Below are 14,207 nucleotides of genomic sequence, written 5' to 3'. Positions count from 1 at the left end.
GTTCATCGAAAGTCATAATGAAACGTTTTGCGTGGCTCAGGCATTCCATCGCCACACAAAACGCATTATCAAACTTTCTTAATGGCAACAGCGGTTGCTGCGACATCGATTCCACAAGCTTTTCCAAGCTCTTGCTTAGAAGGAACATTCACGACTGGAACGTTAGCTTGTTTCGCCGCATCGAGCAATGCTTGTTTTACGTGTTCATCTGCGTCATCCGCAATGATCACTTCCGACGCCTTGCCAGATCGCAATGCTTTGAGCGTTTGCTTTTGACCGACAAACTTCAAATCTGCGCCGACTACTTTTTTGTAAGACATGAAGATATCCTCCAAAATAACACAGCCGGTTGGCAACACTATATCATAGTAGCACCGCCATACCGGCGTGTCAAGGCGTTTTATTCTACCGGAGAATCGGCTTCTACAGGTGCTTCGCCAGCTACTTCGAGATCGATCTGACGGTAACGTGCCATCCCAGTACCAGCTGGAACCAACTTACCGATGATGACGTTCTCTTTCAAGCCGCGAAGGTAGTCGCTCTTCCCTTTAATCGCTGCATCCGTAAGGACACGAGTCGTTTCTTGGAACGACGCAGCCGATAGGAATGAATCTGTTTCAAGTGACGCTTTCGTGATACCGAGAAGAACTGGTTTCGCCGAAGCGAGGGCTTTCCCGTTACGGAGCGCTTCTTTACAAGCTTCCTTGAACGTGCTGATATCGACGAGCGAACCTGGTAAGAGTGAAGTCTCACCAGACTCGATGACACGTACGCGACGGATCATTTGGCGAACCATGACCTCGACGTGTTTGTCACCGATCTCAACCCCTTGCATCCGGTATACTTTTTGAACTTCTTGGAGCAAGTAGTTCTGAACGCCGGATACACCTTTAACGTTCAAGAGTTCTTTCGGATCGATCGAACCTTCCGTGAAGACTTGACCGGCTTTGACCTCGTCCCCGAGCTGAACACGTAGACGCGAACCGAATGGGATCGTGTATGTGCGTGTTTCGCTGAGTCCTTGGACCGTCAATTCACGTTTGTCACGCGATTCCGTGAAGTCGATGACTTGACCATCGATTTCCGAGATGACCGCTTGACCTTTCGGGTTACGCGCTTCGAACAACTCTTGGATACGCGGAAGACCTTGTGTGATATCATCCCCGGCAACCCCACCTGTGTGGAAGGTACGCATCGTAAGCTGCGTTCCTGGCTCACCGATTGATTGTGCCGCGATGATACCGACAGCTTCGCCGACTTCGACGTCGTTGCCTGTTGCCAAGTTGCGTCCGTAACATTTCTTACAGACACCATGGCTTGTGTTACATGTGAAGGCAGTGCGGATCTCAACGTTATCGACACCTGCGTCCGTGATTGCACGAGCGATGTCTTCATCGATGAGTTCGTTCGTTGAAACGAGGACTTCTCCTGTTTCTGGGTGAACGACGTTTTCGAATGCAGTACGGCCGACGAGGCGGTCGTAGAGGCTTTCGATCTCTTCCGTTCCTTCACGGAGTGCTGTGACGCGGATACCACGATCCGTTCCACAATCATCTTCACGGATGATGACGTCTTGAGCGACGTCAACGAGACGACGAGTCAGGTAACCTGAGTCAGCCGTTTTCAAGGCTGTATCGGCAAGACCTTTACGCGCACCGTGTGTTGAGATGAAGTATTCCTGTACCGTTAGACCCTCACGGAACGATGATTTGATCGGGAGCTCGATGATCCGTCCACTTGGAGCGGCCATGAGTCCACGCATACCAGCGAGCTGCGTGAAGTTCGACGCGTTACCACGGGCACCGGAGTCACTCATCATGAAGATCGGGTTGAGACGGTTGAGGGATTTCATCAGACGAGACTGAATTTCATCCTTCGCATCATTCCACGATTTAACGACGCGCTCATAGCGCTCGTCTTCTGTGATGAGACCACGACGGTACGATTTCATGACGCGGTCGACATTGTCCTGCGCTTCAACAAGAATTTCTTGTTTATCCGGAAGAACGATGATGTCCGCGATCCCTACCGTGATACCGGCACGAGTCGAGTGTTTGAATCCGAGGTTTTTCATGCGGTCGAGCATGCGGCTTGTTTCTGTTGTCTCAAACCGTTTGAAGACTTCCGCGATGACATTTCCAAGGAATCCTTTTTTGAACGGGTCGATGATCGGACGGTTCTTCAGTTCTGCCGCGACATCTGTTCCTTTTTCAAGGAAGTACTTGTCTGGCGTCGCTTCTTGAAGGTTCGTCATCGTTGGTTCGTTCAAGTAAGGGAACGTCGTTGGGAGGATCTCGTTGAAGATCAACTTACCGACTGTTGTAATCAATAATTTCTCGTTTTGCTCTTCCGTGAATGTCGGGTTTTTCAGAACGCCGGCTGGAATCGCAACACGTGTATGGAAGTGCGCATAACCATTTTGGTAAGCGATGAGCGCTTCGTTCACTGTCGAGAAGATTTTACCTTCGCCGATCGCGTTTTCGCGCTCGAGCGTGAGGTAGTAGTTACCGAGGACCATATCCTGCGATGGTGTAACAACAGGTTTACCGTCTTTCGGGTTCAAGATGTTTTGTGCAGCGAGCATGAGAAGACGCGCTTCTGCTTGTGCTTCTGCCGAAAGTGGTACGTGAACCGCCATTTGGTCACCATCGAAATCGGCGTTGTATGCCGTACATACGAGTGGGTGAAGGCGAATCGCGCGTCCTTCGACGAGCGTTGGTTCGAACGCCTGGATACCGAGACGGTGAAGTGTCGGTGCACGGTTCAAGAGAACCGGATGCTCACGGATGACTTCTTCGAGGACATCCCAGATTTCAGGTTGAACGCGCTCGATTTTCCGTTTCGCACTCTTGATGTTCGGTGCGATGCCACGAGAGACGAGTTCTTTCATGACGAACGGTTTGAAGAGCTCAAGGGCCATTTCTTTTGGAAGACCACATTGATACATCTTCAGGTTTGGACCAACGACGATAACCGAACGACCAGAGTAGTCGACACGTTTACCGAGCAAGTTTTGACGGAAACGTCCTTGTTTCCCTTTCAACATGTGTGAAAGTGATTTAAGTGGACGGTTACCTGGTCCAGTGACTGGACGACCGCGACGACCATTATCGATCAAGGCATCGACTGCTTCTTGAAGCATCCGTTTTTCGTTCTGAACGATGATGTTCGGAGCGCCAAGGTCAAGAAGACGCTTGAGACGGTTGTTACGGTTGATGACGCGGCGGTACAAGTCGTTCAAGTCAGACGTTGCGAAACGTCCGCCATCGAGTTGAACCATCGGACGAAGTTCCGGTGGGATGACTGGAAGTACTTCAAGCACCATCCACTCTGGATTGTTGCCTGAGTTACGGAACGCATCGAGGACTTCAAGGCGTTTGATCGCACGAGTACGACGTTGTCCTTGAATCATACGAAGCTCTTCACGTAATGCAGCGACTTCTTTATCGAGTTCCACGTCACGGAGCAATTTACGAACTGCTTCCGCACCCATTTCAGCAGTGAACGAACGACCGAACTTCTCACGATAGGCACGGTATTCTTTCTCTGAAAGGAGTTGCTTCTTCTCAAGTGTCGATTCGCCTGGATCTGTGACGACGTACGACGCGAAGTAGATGATCTCTTCTAACGCACGCGGTGACATGTCGAGGACGAGTCCCATACGGCTAGGAATTCCTTTGAAGTACCAGATGTGCGAAACCGGTGCTGCGAGCTCGATGTGACCCATGCGCTCACGACGGACTTTCGACTTCGTGACTTCAACGCCACAGCGGTCACAAATGATTCCTTTATAGCGGATCCGTTTGTATTTACCACAGTAACATTCCCAGTCTTTCGTTGGACCAAAGATACGTTCACAGAACAAACCGTCTTTCTCCGGTTTGAGTGTACGATAGTTGATCGTCTCCGGCTTTTTCACTTCCCCGAAAGACCATGAACGGATCTTTTCGGGGGAAGCGAGGCCGATTTGCATATATTCAAATCTATTAACATCTACCAAGGGGTGGACCTCCCTTTCGCTTATTCCTCTTCAGTAACAACTGGTGCGACAGGCGCTTGAACTTCTTCGAGTGCTGGAGTCGCGTTCGGGATATTGTCCTCGTCTTCGTCGCGCATTTCGATTTCTTCATCATCAGCAGACATCATCTTGACGTCCATACCGAGGGATTGAAGCTCTTTAATGAGGACTCGGAACGATTCCGGTACGCCCGGTTGTGGTACATTCTCACCTTTGACGATTGCTTCATACGCTTTGACACGACCGATCGTGTCATCCGACTTGATTGTAAGGATCTCTTGGAGCGTGTAGGCTGCGCCGTATGCTTCAAGTGCCCATACTTCCATCTCACCGAAACGCTGACCACCGAACTGGGCTTTACCACCGAGTGGTTGTTGTGTGACGAGTGAGTATGGTCCTGTCGAACGTGCGTGAAGTTTATCATCGACCATGTGAGCAAGTTTAATCATATACATGACACCGACAGAGATGCGGTTATCGAACGCTTCACCCGAACGACCATCGTAAAGGACAGTCTTCGCGTCGCGATCCATACCTGCTTCTTCAATCGTTGCCCAAACATCTTCCTCACGCGCACCATCGAATACCGGTGATGCGACTTTGATGCCGAGTTGACGTGCTGCCATCCCGAGGTGAAGCTCGAGCAACTGCCCGATGTTCATCCGTGATGGAACCCCAAGTGGGTTCAACATGATGTCAATTGGCGTACCGTCTGGCATGTACGGCATGTCTTCTTCTGGAAGGATACGCGAGATAACACCTTTGTTACCGTGACGACCCGCCATTTTGTCACCCTCGTGAATCTTACGCTTCTGAACGATGTAAGCACGGATCAACTGGTTGACACCAGGTGAGAGCTCGTCCCCATTATCGCGGTCGAAGATTTTGACGTCGAGGATGATTCCATCACCACCGTGTGGTACACGGAGCGATGTATCACGGACTTCACGTGCTTTTTCACCGAAGATCGCATGAAGAAGACGTTCTTCCGCTGTCAATTCCGTTACACCCTTCGGCGTAACTTTACCGACGAGGATATCGCCGTCCTTGACTTCCGCACCGACGCGGATGATTCCGCGATCGTCGAGGTTTTTCAAGGCATCATCACCGACGTTCGGAATATCACGTGTGATTTCTTCCGGTCCGAGTTTCGTATCACGCGACTCACATTCGTATTCTTCGATGTGGATCGATGTGTAGACGTCATCTTTGACAAGACGCTCACTCATGATGACAGCATCCTCATAGTTGTAACCATCCCATGTCATGAAACCGACGAGTACGTTGCGACCAAGCGCAAGTTCCCCACCGTCCATCGATGGACCATCTGCAAGGATCTCGCCTTTATCGACTGGGTCGCCTGCTTTGATGATTGGTTTTTGGTTATAACACGTTCCTTGGTTAGAACGGATGAATTTTTGAATCTTGTAACGGTCGAGTTCACCTTCAACGATGTTGCCATCGACTTCCGTCGTACGACGGACAAGGATTTCACGCGCCGTAACACGCTCAGCGATCCCTGCGTGCTTCGCAACGACAGCGGCTCCTGAGTCTTTCGCAGACACGTACTCCATTCCTGTACCGACAATCGGAGATTCCGGGTTCAGAAGTGGGACGGCCTGACGTTGCATGTTCGCTCCCATGAGGGCACGGTTCGAGTCATCGTTCTCAAGGAACGGGATACAAGCCGTTGCGGCAGATACGACCTGCTTCGGCGAAACGTCCATGTAATCGACACGTGCTGGTTCAACAGACAAGTTTTGTCCACGGAAACGTGAAAGGACGTGTGAATCTTTGAATGTCTTTTCTTCCGTCAACAACATGTTTGCCTGTGCGACGACGTAGAGATCCTCTTCGTCTGCAGTCATGTAGTGGATTTCATTCGTGACGACACCCGTTTCCGGATCGACACGACGATATGGTGCTTCGATGAAGCCGTACTCATTGACCTTCGCGTACGAAGACAACGAGTTGATCAAACCGATGTTTGGTCCCTCTGGCGTTTCGATCGGACACATACGGGAATAGTGCGAGTAGTGTACGTCACGAACTTCGAAACCAGCGCGCTCACGTGTCAAACCACCAGGTCCTAGTGCTGAAAGACGACGTTTGTGCGTCAATTCTGCAAGCGGGTTCGTTTGGTCCATGAACTGAGACAACTGCGAGCTACCGAAGAACTCTTTAATCGATGCGATAACTGGACGAATGTTGATCAATGCCTGTGGCGTGATCGCATTCTGATCCTGAATCGACATCCGTTCCTTAACGACACGTTCCATCCGTGAGAGACCGATCCGGAATTGGTTCTGGAGCAGCTCACCGACTGAACGGAGACGACGGTTACCGAGGTGGTCGATATCGTCTGTCGTACCGACTTCATGCAACAAGTTGAAGAAGTAGTTGATGGCAGCAATCATGTCAGCAGGCGTGATGTGCTTGATGTCACGATCGATGTTACCGTTACCGATGATATTGATGATGCGTTCACCTTCAGCATCGTCCGGTGCGAACACCTTGATTGACTGTAAGTTGAAAGCCTCACCTTGCGTCACGCCGCCTGTAGGCGTCGCTTCGATGTAACCAACGGATCCTTCGAGGAATGGAAGGACTTTATCGAGCATACGACGATCAAGGACCGTTCCTGCTTCCGCGATGACTTCACCTGTCTCAGGATCAACAAGCGTTTCCGCAAGTTTTTGACCGAAGAGACGGTTCTTAAGATGAAGCTTTTTATTGATTTTATAACGACCAACGTTTGCCAAATCATAACGTTTCGGGTCAAAGAAGCGCGACACGAGTAACGCTTTTGCGTTTTCGACTGTCGGCGGCTCTCCCGGACGTAGACGCTCATAAATCTCGATGAGGGCTTTTTCCGTTGATTCCGTATTATCTTTTTCAAGTGAATTCCGGAGGTACTCATCATCACCGAGAAGATCGATGATTTCCTGATCCGTACCGAAACCAAGAGCACGTAAAAGAACCGTTACTGGAATCTTACGCGTGCGATCAATGCGAACATAAACGATGTCTTTCGCGTCTGTCTCGAGCTCGAGCCATGCACCACGGTTTGGGATGACTGTCGCGGAGAATCCACGCTTACCGTTCTTATCTAACTTATTGTTGTAATAAACACTTGGCGAACGAACAAGCTGCGAAACGATTACGCGCTCCGCTCCATTGATGATGAATGTTCCCGACTCCGTCATAAGCGGGAAGTCACCCATGAAGACTTCTTGTTCTTTCAATTCACCCGTCTCTTTATTTTGAAGACGGACTTTAACGCGTAGTGGTGCCGAATAGGTCACGTCGCGCTCTTTCGATTCATCGATCGAATACTTCGGCTCTCCGAGCGAGTAGTCGATGAATTCTAATACGAGATTCCCTGTGAAATCGGAAATCGGCGAAATGTCATGAAACATCTCACGAAGACCTTCCCGCAGGAACCACTCATACGAATTCGTTTGAATCTCGATTAAGTTTGGAAGTTCCAATACTTCGCTGATACGTGCATAGCTTCTTCTCTGACGGTGACGACCGTACTGAACAAGTTGACCAGTCAACTGATTCACCTCTCAGACCCACTTCTTCTTATAGAGAAGGACGGGTGTAATATCGAACATTGAAGCCATTTTTTGATTGATAAGCGCAAAAAAGCGACGTCTTGTCTACTCAATCATCTGTAGTCGAGAACGCCAGCTGCTTTCAAACATCTTATCCAAAAATCACTCCAATGGCATTTTATAATACTATCATAGACACAACATGCGGTCAACGACAAATCCTTCGATTTGTCAAGACCGAATTGATTTAAATATCGAGTACCCTTTATCGCGGGTAACTGTCTCACACATACCGAATACGTCTTCCATCAACTTCTTCGCAGATGGTCCACCTTGTTTCTTTTGAATGACAACCCAAAGCTCGCCGCCAACGACGAGGTGGTCATACGCTTCCCGGAGGATACGATGAACGACCGTTTTCCCCGCCCGAATCGGTGGATTCGTCACGATCGCTGCGAATGTCGATTCGCCTACCCCATCATACCCGTCACTCACACCGGTCGTCACGGAAACACCGTTCGCGCGCGCATTGTCTGCCGCTAGTTCGAGCGCCCGTTCATTGACATCGATCAAGTGTGCCGGACGACCAGTCGACTTCGAAAGCGCAATACCCATCGGTCCGTATCCGCAACCGACATCCAAGATGTCTCCCGCTACAGCCGGTTCCGTGAATGCCTCGATCAACAGACGGGAACCAAAATCGATTCCGTTCTTCGAAAAGACACCATGATCCGATGTAAAGCGGAGCGTCTGACCACGCAGAACATATTCCCACGTCTTCGGATCTCGTTTCGATGAAGGGTCATTCGTATAATAATGATCCGCCATGCTTCCTTCCCCTCTCATGTAAAAGATGAAAACAAAAGAAGCTCGCAATGCGAGCTTCTTTTGTTTCTACGGAAGAAGAAAATTACTTAACTTCTACAGTAGCGCCAGCTTCTTCAAGCTTAGCTTTCATTGCTTCAGCGTCTTCTTTCGAAACGCCTTCTTTAACTGGTGCTGGAGTTCCGTCTACGAGAGCTTTCGCTTCTTTAAGACCGAGACCAGTCAATTCGCGAACTGCTTTGATGACGTTGATTTTACCAGATCCAGCGTTAGTAAGGATAACGTCGAATTCAGTTTGCTCTTCAGCTGCTGCGCCTGCGCCAGCACCTGCAACTGCTACTGGAGCTGCTGCTGATACGCCGAATTCTTCTTCGATTGTTTTTACGAGTTCGTTAAGTTCAAGAACAGTCATGCCCTTGAGGTCTTCGATAAATTGCTCTTTGTTGAAAGCCATTATGGTTTTCCTCCTTTGATTTAGCCCACGTTGGGGTGTGAAAATTGTGTTGGTTGCCTATCCCGCTAAGCAGAAATTAAGCAGATTGTTCTTCTTTTTGCTCTGCGATTGCGTTCGTTGCCACCGCGAGTCCACGGATTGGCGCTTGAAGCACGCTGAGGAGCATCGAAAGGAGACCTTCGCGTGATGGAAGTTCCGCAAGGGCTTTGACATCTTCTACTGAAGTGACTTTGCCTTCGATGATACCACCTTTAAGTTCGAGAGCCTTGTGCGTTTTAGCGAAGTCGTTCAAGATCTTAGCTGGCGCGATAACGTCTTCATTGCTGAAGGCGATCGCACTAGGACCTGTGAAGACTTCATCAAGACCTTCGAGGTTGCTTTGAACTGCCGCGCGGCGCAGGAGACCGTTTTTGTAAACTTTGAATTCAACGCCCGCTTCGCGGAGTTGTTTACGAAGTTCAGTGACTTCTTCTACTGTGAGACCACGGTAGTCGACGACAACTGTTCCTGCGCTCGCTTGGAGTTTCTCAGCGATCTCAGATACGAGATCCGCTTTGACAGCGATAACTTTTTCGTTTGCCATTTCTGTTGCACCTCCTGGTAGATGAAATGTACCGGTGCGAGGGGCTGCTCGATTTCAAATAAAAAGCCTCCGTCTGCAGAGCAGAGGAGGCGTAATCGTCAAAAAGGATACCTGAACAAACAGGCTCTCTGAGCAAGAACACCTCGGAAGGATTTATGCCCATGTGAGCACCTTCTGTCTACGGTATGTCGAAATATATCAACGTTTTATACTGTAACAGCGTTCTTAGAACGTTGTCAAGTTCGTTTTAGACGAAATTATTTCGCGAAGTCAGCTGAAGATACTTTTACACCAGGACCCATTGTAGAAGCGATCGCGATGTTCTTAAGGTATACACCTTTAGCAGTAGCAGGCTTAACTTTTACGAGAGTTTCGATAACTGTGTTGATGTTCTCAACGAGTTTCTCGTTATCGAATGATTTTTTACCGACAGGAACGTGGATGTTACCTGATTTGTCGACACGGTACTCAACTTTACCAGCTTTGATATCGTTGATTGCTTTTGTGACGTCAAATGTAACTGTACCTGTTTTCGGGTTTGGCATGAGGCCTTTTGGTCCGAGAACGCGACCAAGTTTACCAACTTCACCCATCATGTCTGGTGTCGCGACGATAACGTCGAAATCAAACCATCCTTGTTGGATTTTGTTGATGTACTCAGCATCACCAGCGTAATCTGCTCCAGCAGCTTCCGCTTCTTTTAATTTCTCACCTTTCGCGAAGACGAGAACTTTTTGTGTTTTACCAGTACCGTGTGGCAATACGACTGCTCCACGGATTTGTTGGTCTGCTTTCTTCGGATCTACTCCGAGACGAACAGCCAATTCGATAGTCTCATCGAATTTCGCAGTTGCAGATTTTTTAGTCAAATCTACAGCTTCTGCGAGTTCGTATGAAACCGTACGATCGATAAGCTTAGCAGCTTCTTTGTACTTCTTACCCATTTTAGGTTCCTCCTTTGTGGTTGTGCGGAAAATCCTCCCACATAATGAAAGGGTAGCAGGCTTCAAGAAACTATCCGCCTGCGACCCTCATCGTTGTTCATGGTAATCAAAAAGACATTAGTCTTCGATTACGATACCCATAGAACGTGCAGTACCTTCAACCATCAACATTGCTGTTTCAACAGATGATGCGTTAAGGTCTGGCATTTTTGTTTCAGCGATTTCACGAACTTTGTCACGTTTGACAGTCGCTACTTTCTTACGGTTCGGTTCACCTGAACCACTCTCAATTCCAGCTGCTTTCTTCAAGAGAACTGCTGCTGGAGGAGTTTTAGTGATGAATGTGAATGAACGATCTTCAAAAACCGTGATGACTACAGGGATAATCAAGCCGGCTTGGTCTTGTGTACGAGCGTTGAACTCTTTACAGAAGCCCATGATGTTCACACCTGCTTGACCGAGTGCCGGTCCAACTGGTGGAGCTGGGTTTGCTTTGCCCGCAGGAATTTGAAGTTTTACGAGTTTCATAACCTTCTTCGCCACGAGACACACCTCCTTAATTCTTTAATGTGGTTTAATTGGACGTTGCGCGTCCTCCCACTCATTCTATTCGACGAGTTATTTATCGAAATAAGCACAACATCAAACACGAAAAATTGTATCATTAAAACAAAACATTCGCAATAGGAAACTTAATCGATTTTATCGACCTGTGCGAAATCAAGCTCGACCTTCGTTTCGCGACCGAACATATCAACAGAGACTTTCATTTTCTCAGCATCTGTATCAAGCTCCTCGATCGTACCTTCGAGATTCTCGAAAGCTCCTTCTTTGATTCGGACGATTTGTCCGAGTGAGAAGTCGTAACGGCTCTTCAGATCGACGAGACCCATTGATCCAAGGATGTTTTCTGCTTCTTCCGGAAGGAGTGGTGTCGGTTTTGAACCGCCGCCGACTGATCCGAGGAAGCCCGTGACGTTCGGAGTATTCCGGACGACATACCAAGAATCATCCGTCATGACCATCTCGACGAGGACATACCCCGGGAAGATCTTGACTTCACGTTCCTTGATTTTCGTTTCTCCCTTTTTGTTCGTTACTTCTTCTTGTACCGTTTCAATCGGAACGAGTACACGGAAGATTTTTTCGTCCATGTTCATGGATTCAATCCGACGTTCAAGGTTCGCCTTGACGTTGTTTTCAAATCCGGAATACGTTTGGACGACAAACCATTGTTTCTCCATGGTAGGCCACCTCTTCTTTTTACTTAATCAACCAGCTCATCAATGCGCTAAGCCCTGAATCGACGCCGAAGATGAAGACACCCATGAAGATCACCATACCGATGACCGTCAATGTGTATTTCGTCAGCTCTTTCCGTTTTGGCCAGCTCGTCTTTTTCAATTCATTCCATACGTCACGCAAAAATTTCATCGTACTTTCCCTCCAGGATGTAATAAATCGGGACAGATGAAGCCTTATTTCGCTTCTTTATGAATCGTATGCGCGTTACAACGACGGCAGAATTTCTTCAATTCCAAGCGGACAGTGACGTCCTCTTTTTTCATCGTCGTATAGTCGCGGGCACCGCAATTATCACAAGCAAGGCCTACTTTCTTCGCCATCTCAAAGTCCTCCTTCTTTGCCACTCTTCTCTTCTGTTAAGGTACTTTCCTTCCGAAAAAGAGCGTAAAAAAAAACGCCTATGAGCGGCGTCTCGCTAGTAAGGCGCTAGTTATACAGTAGCATAGGAAGGGATTACGGTCAATCTACCTCTCTGTTAGACCGTCATCTTTCGTGCTTCGAGATAACGCTCAAGCTTACGCTTGACGCGTTGCAAGGCATTATCGATCGATTTGACGTGACGATCGAGGTCGTCAGAGATTTCCTGATACGTCCGTCCGTCGAGATAGAGCGCGAGGACCTTCCGTTCGAGGTCGCTCAGAATCTCATCCATCTTCGATTCGATGTCTGCGTATTCTTCCCGGTTGATGATCAAGATTTGTGGATCAGAAGGTGCTGTCGACGTGATGATATCAAGTAACGTCCGCTCCGATTCATCGTCATAGATCGGTTTATCGAGCGAGATGTACGAGTTCAACGGGATATGTTTCTGACGTGTCGCCGTCTTGATCGCAGTGATCATCTGTCGCGTGATGCATAATTCGGCAAATCCTTTAAACGAGGCGAGCTTATCCGTTCGGTAATCCCGTACCGCCTTATAGAGACCGATCATTCCTTCTTGAATGATGTCTTCGCGGTCTGCCCCGATCAAAAAGTAAGAACGGGCTTTGGCACGTACGAAATTTCGATACCGCTCGATCAAAAATTCGAGCGCATCGCTGTTATCGAACTCTTTCGCTTGTTCTACAAGCGCTTCATCGGTCATGCACTCAAACTGGTCGAACGAAACCAAACTCATCCTGTATCCCTCCAAGCATCATTGACGAATAGTTCAATTGTTTTTAATTATACAATAATTACCTGTCGCACGACAATGAAAATTGGCATGACCTCTTTTGTTGTATCCAAAATGTATCTTTTCTACAAAAAAATCCACCGCTCTCGAATGAAGGAGAACGGCGGATTGCTCATACGAATGGTTCATATCATGTATCTGAATTCTTTCGTCGACGAATCGCTTCGAGGCGCGCGACGACATCTTCCGGTAAATCAATCTTCGAGCGCGGTTGAGCCGTCGTCTTCGCAGACGTCGTTTGTTGCTTGATGACGGCAACTGCTGCTTTCCACTCACGCCGGAGTTCCTGCGCTGATATACGGAGTGCTCCAAGCGTGAAGATGACCCATTGCTCCGTGTAGTCGTTCGTCGCTACCGTCAGCTTGACCCGGATATCCTGCAGCCAGTCAGCGGCCGTTTTCTCAATCCACTCGTCCGCCGTCTCGTTTTCTCGTGTATAGACGATATCGATTCCGCTTTTTAGCATCCGAGACTCACGCCCTGGTTGCAGATAGGCATCAAAGACGATCGTAACGCTGATCCCTGTGACGGCTTGGTACTCCGCCATCGCATGAATCAACCGTTCCCGTGCTAATTCAAAGTCTTGCTCCCGCAACGTCCGAAATTCTGGCCATGCGCCAATGATATTGTAGCCATCTACGATGAGGCGATCATATTTCATCGCGCATACGGCTTTCTAGTCCGGTAGACTTCATATAATAATAGCGAAGCCGCGACCGATGCGTTGAGCGACGTGACATGTCCTGCCATCGGGAGGTGGACGAGGAAGTCACATTTCTCACGGACGAGCCGGCTCATTCCTTTTCCTTCACTTCCAATGACGATTCCGAGCGGCATCGTACCATCGAGTGTCCGGTAGTCGTCACTTTCACGTGCATCCGTTCCGACGAACCAGATGCCTTGTTTCTTTAGATCCTCCATCGTCCGAGCGAGGTTCGTCACACGAACGACCGGGATATGTTCGATTGCGCCTGTTGATGCCTTCGCGACGACTTGCGTCAATCCGACTGAGCGACGCTTCGGAATGATGATCCCGTGTGCTCCGACAGCATCTGCTGTCCGCAAGATTGATCCGAGGTTATGTGGATCCTCGAGCTCATCAAGCATGATCAAGAGCGGTGTTTCATCCTTTTGACGTGCAAGCTCGAAGATGTCTTCCATCTCGGCGTATTCATACGCAGCAACCGCTGCGACGACACCTTGGTGATTTTCCGTTCCAGCTAAACCGGTTAACCGCGAACGCGGGACGAGCTGGATTTGAATGCCCGCTTCCTGCGCCATCGCATGGATGACGGCGAGCGGTCCTTTTTGTTGTCCTTCCTGCAAGAACAGCTTGTTCATCTC

General features: G+C 48.8%; 14 protein-coding genes and 1 other annotated feature. All 14 genes read right to left on the bottom strand.

From position 1 onward, the window contains the following. Positions 1 to 68: 68 nt before the first annotated feature. Entirely contained in the window at positions 69 to 320 is a 252-nt protein-coding gene (locus KNQ18_RS16265; RefSeq protein ID WP_023466620.1) for a ribosomal L7Ae/L30e/S12e/Gadd45 family protein, read from the bottom strand. Between the two features lie 80 nt (positions 321 to 400). Continuing rightward, entirely contained in the window at positions 401 to 4,000 is a 3,600-nt protein-coding gene (gene rpoC, locus KNQ18_RS16260; RefSeq protein WP_050677143.1) for a DNA-directed RNA polymerase subunit beta', read from the bottom strand. Between the two features lie 20 nt (positions 4,001 to 4,020). Next, the gene (gene rpoB / locus KNQ18_RS16255) at positions 4,021 to 7,578 is read right to left on the bottom strand and encodes a DNA-directed RNA polymerase subunit beta (protein ID WP_050677149.1); all 3,558 of its coding nucleotides are present in this window, start codon (positions 7,576 to 7,578) and stop codon (positions 4,021 to 4,023) included. Between the two features lie 231 nt (positions 7,579 to 7,809). Beyond that, positions 7,810 to 8,406: a class I SAM-dependent methyltransferase gene (locus KNQ18_RS16250; RefSeq protein WP_023466614.1), complete on the bottom strand. Its 597-nt coding sequence runs from the start codon at positions 8,404 to 8,406 to the stop codon at positions 7,810 to 7,812. An 82-nt stretch (positions 8,407 to 8,488) separates the two neighbouring features. After that, a complete protein-coding gene (gene rplL, locus KNQ18_RS16245; protein WP_023466613.1) occupies positions 8,489 to 8,857 on the bottom strand; it encodes a 50S ribosomal protein L7/L12 in 369 nt (122 codons plus the stop codon). Between the two features lie 76 nt (positions 8,858 to 8,933). Further along, positions 8,934 to 9,440, bottom strand: a complete 507-nt coding sequence (gene rplJ / locus KNQ18_RS16240; RefSeq protein WP_023466611.1) for a 50S ribosomal protein L10 — start codon at positions 9,438 to 9,440, stop codon at positions 8,934 to 8,936. Between the two features lie 50 nt (positions 9,441 to 9,490). After that, positions 9,491 to 9,642 (bottom strand) — a sequence feature (ribosomal protein L10 leader region). Positions 9,643 to 9,697: 55 nt separating this feature from the next. Further along, complete coding sequence (rplA, locus tag KNQ18_RS16235; protein ID WP_023466610.1) at positions 9,698 to 10,384, bottom strand: 50S ribosomal protein L1; 687 nt, start codon at positions 10,382 to 10,384, stop codon at positions 9,698 to 9,700. A gap of 117 nt (positions 10,385 to 10,501) precedes the next feature. Next, on the bottom strand, positions 10,502 to 10,927 hold the full coding sequence (rplK, locus tag KNQ18_RS16230; RefSeq protein WP_023466609.1) for a 50S ribosomal protein L11: 426 nt from the start codon (positions 10,925 to 10,927) through the stop codon (positions 10,502 to 10,504). Positions 10,928 to 11,076: 149 nt separating this feature from the next. Next, the gene (nusG, locus tag KNQ18_RS16225; RefSeq protein ID WP_023466607.1) at positions 11,077 to 11,628 is read right to left on the bottom strand and encodes a transcription termination/antitermination protein NusG; all 552 of its coding nucleotides are present in this window, start codon (positions 11,626 to 11,628) and stop codon (positions 11,077 to 11,079) included. A gap of 19 nt (positions 11,629 to 11,647) precedes the next feature. Further along, the gene (secE, locus tag KNQ18_RS16220; RefSeq protein ID WP_023466605.1) at positions 11,648 to 11,818 is read right to left on the bottom strand and encodes a preprotein translocase subunit SecE; all 171 of its coding nucleotides are present in this window, start codon (positions 11,816 to 11,818) and stop codon (positions 11,648 to 11,650) included. 44 nt (positions 11,819 to 11,862) lie between these two features. Beyond that, positions 11,863 to 12,009 (bottom strand): 50S ribosomal protein L33, encoded by a 147-nt coding sequence (gene rpmG, locus KNQ18_RS16215; protein ID WP_023466603.1) that lies wholly within the window; start codon positions 12,007 to 12,009, stop codon positions 11,863 to 11,865. A 155-nt stretch (positions 12,010 to 12,164) separates the two neighbouring features. Further along, a complete protein-coding gene (sigH, locus tag KNQ18_RS16210; RefSeq protein WP_029343084.1) occupies positions 12,165 to 12,806 on the bottom strand; it encodes an RNA polymerase sporulation sigma factor SigH in 642 nt (213 codons plus the stop codon). Between the two features lie 187 nt (positions 12,807 to 12,993). Continuing rightward, entirely contained in the window at positions 12,994 to 13,524 is a 531-nt protein-coding gene (locus KNQ18_RS16205; RefSeq protein ID WP_050677145.1) for an NYN domain-containing protein, read from the bottom strand. Next, positions 13,521 to 14,204, bottom strand: a complete 684-nt coding sequence (gene rlmB / locus KNQ18_RS16200) for a 23S rRNA (guanosine(2251)-2'-O)-methyltransferase RlmB (protein WP_412767687.1) — start codon at positions 14,202 to 14,204, stop codon at positions 13,521 to 13,523. Before rlmB ends, KNQ18_RS16205 begins: the two co-directional genes overlap by 4 nt. Positions 14,205 to 14,207: the final 3 nt, after the last annotated feature.

This window comes from Exiguobacterium sp. s78 (assembly GCF_018618985.1).
Lineage (GTDB): Bacteria > Bacillota > Bacilli > Exiguobacteriales > Exiguobacteriaceae > Exiguobacterium_A > Exiguobacterium_A abrahamii.
Note: the sequence above shows the minus strand (reverse complement) of the source record. Positions and strands in the feature narration are given on the sequence as shown.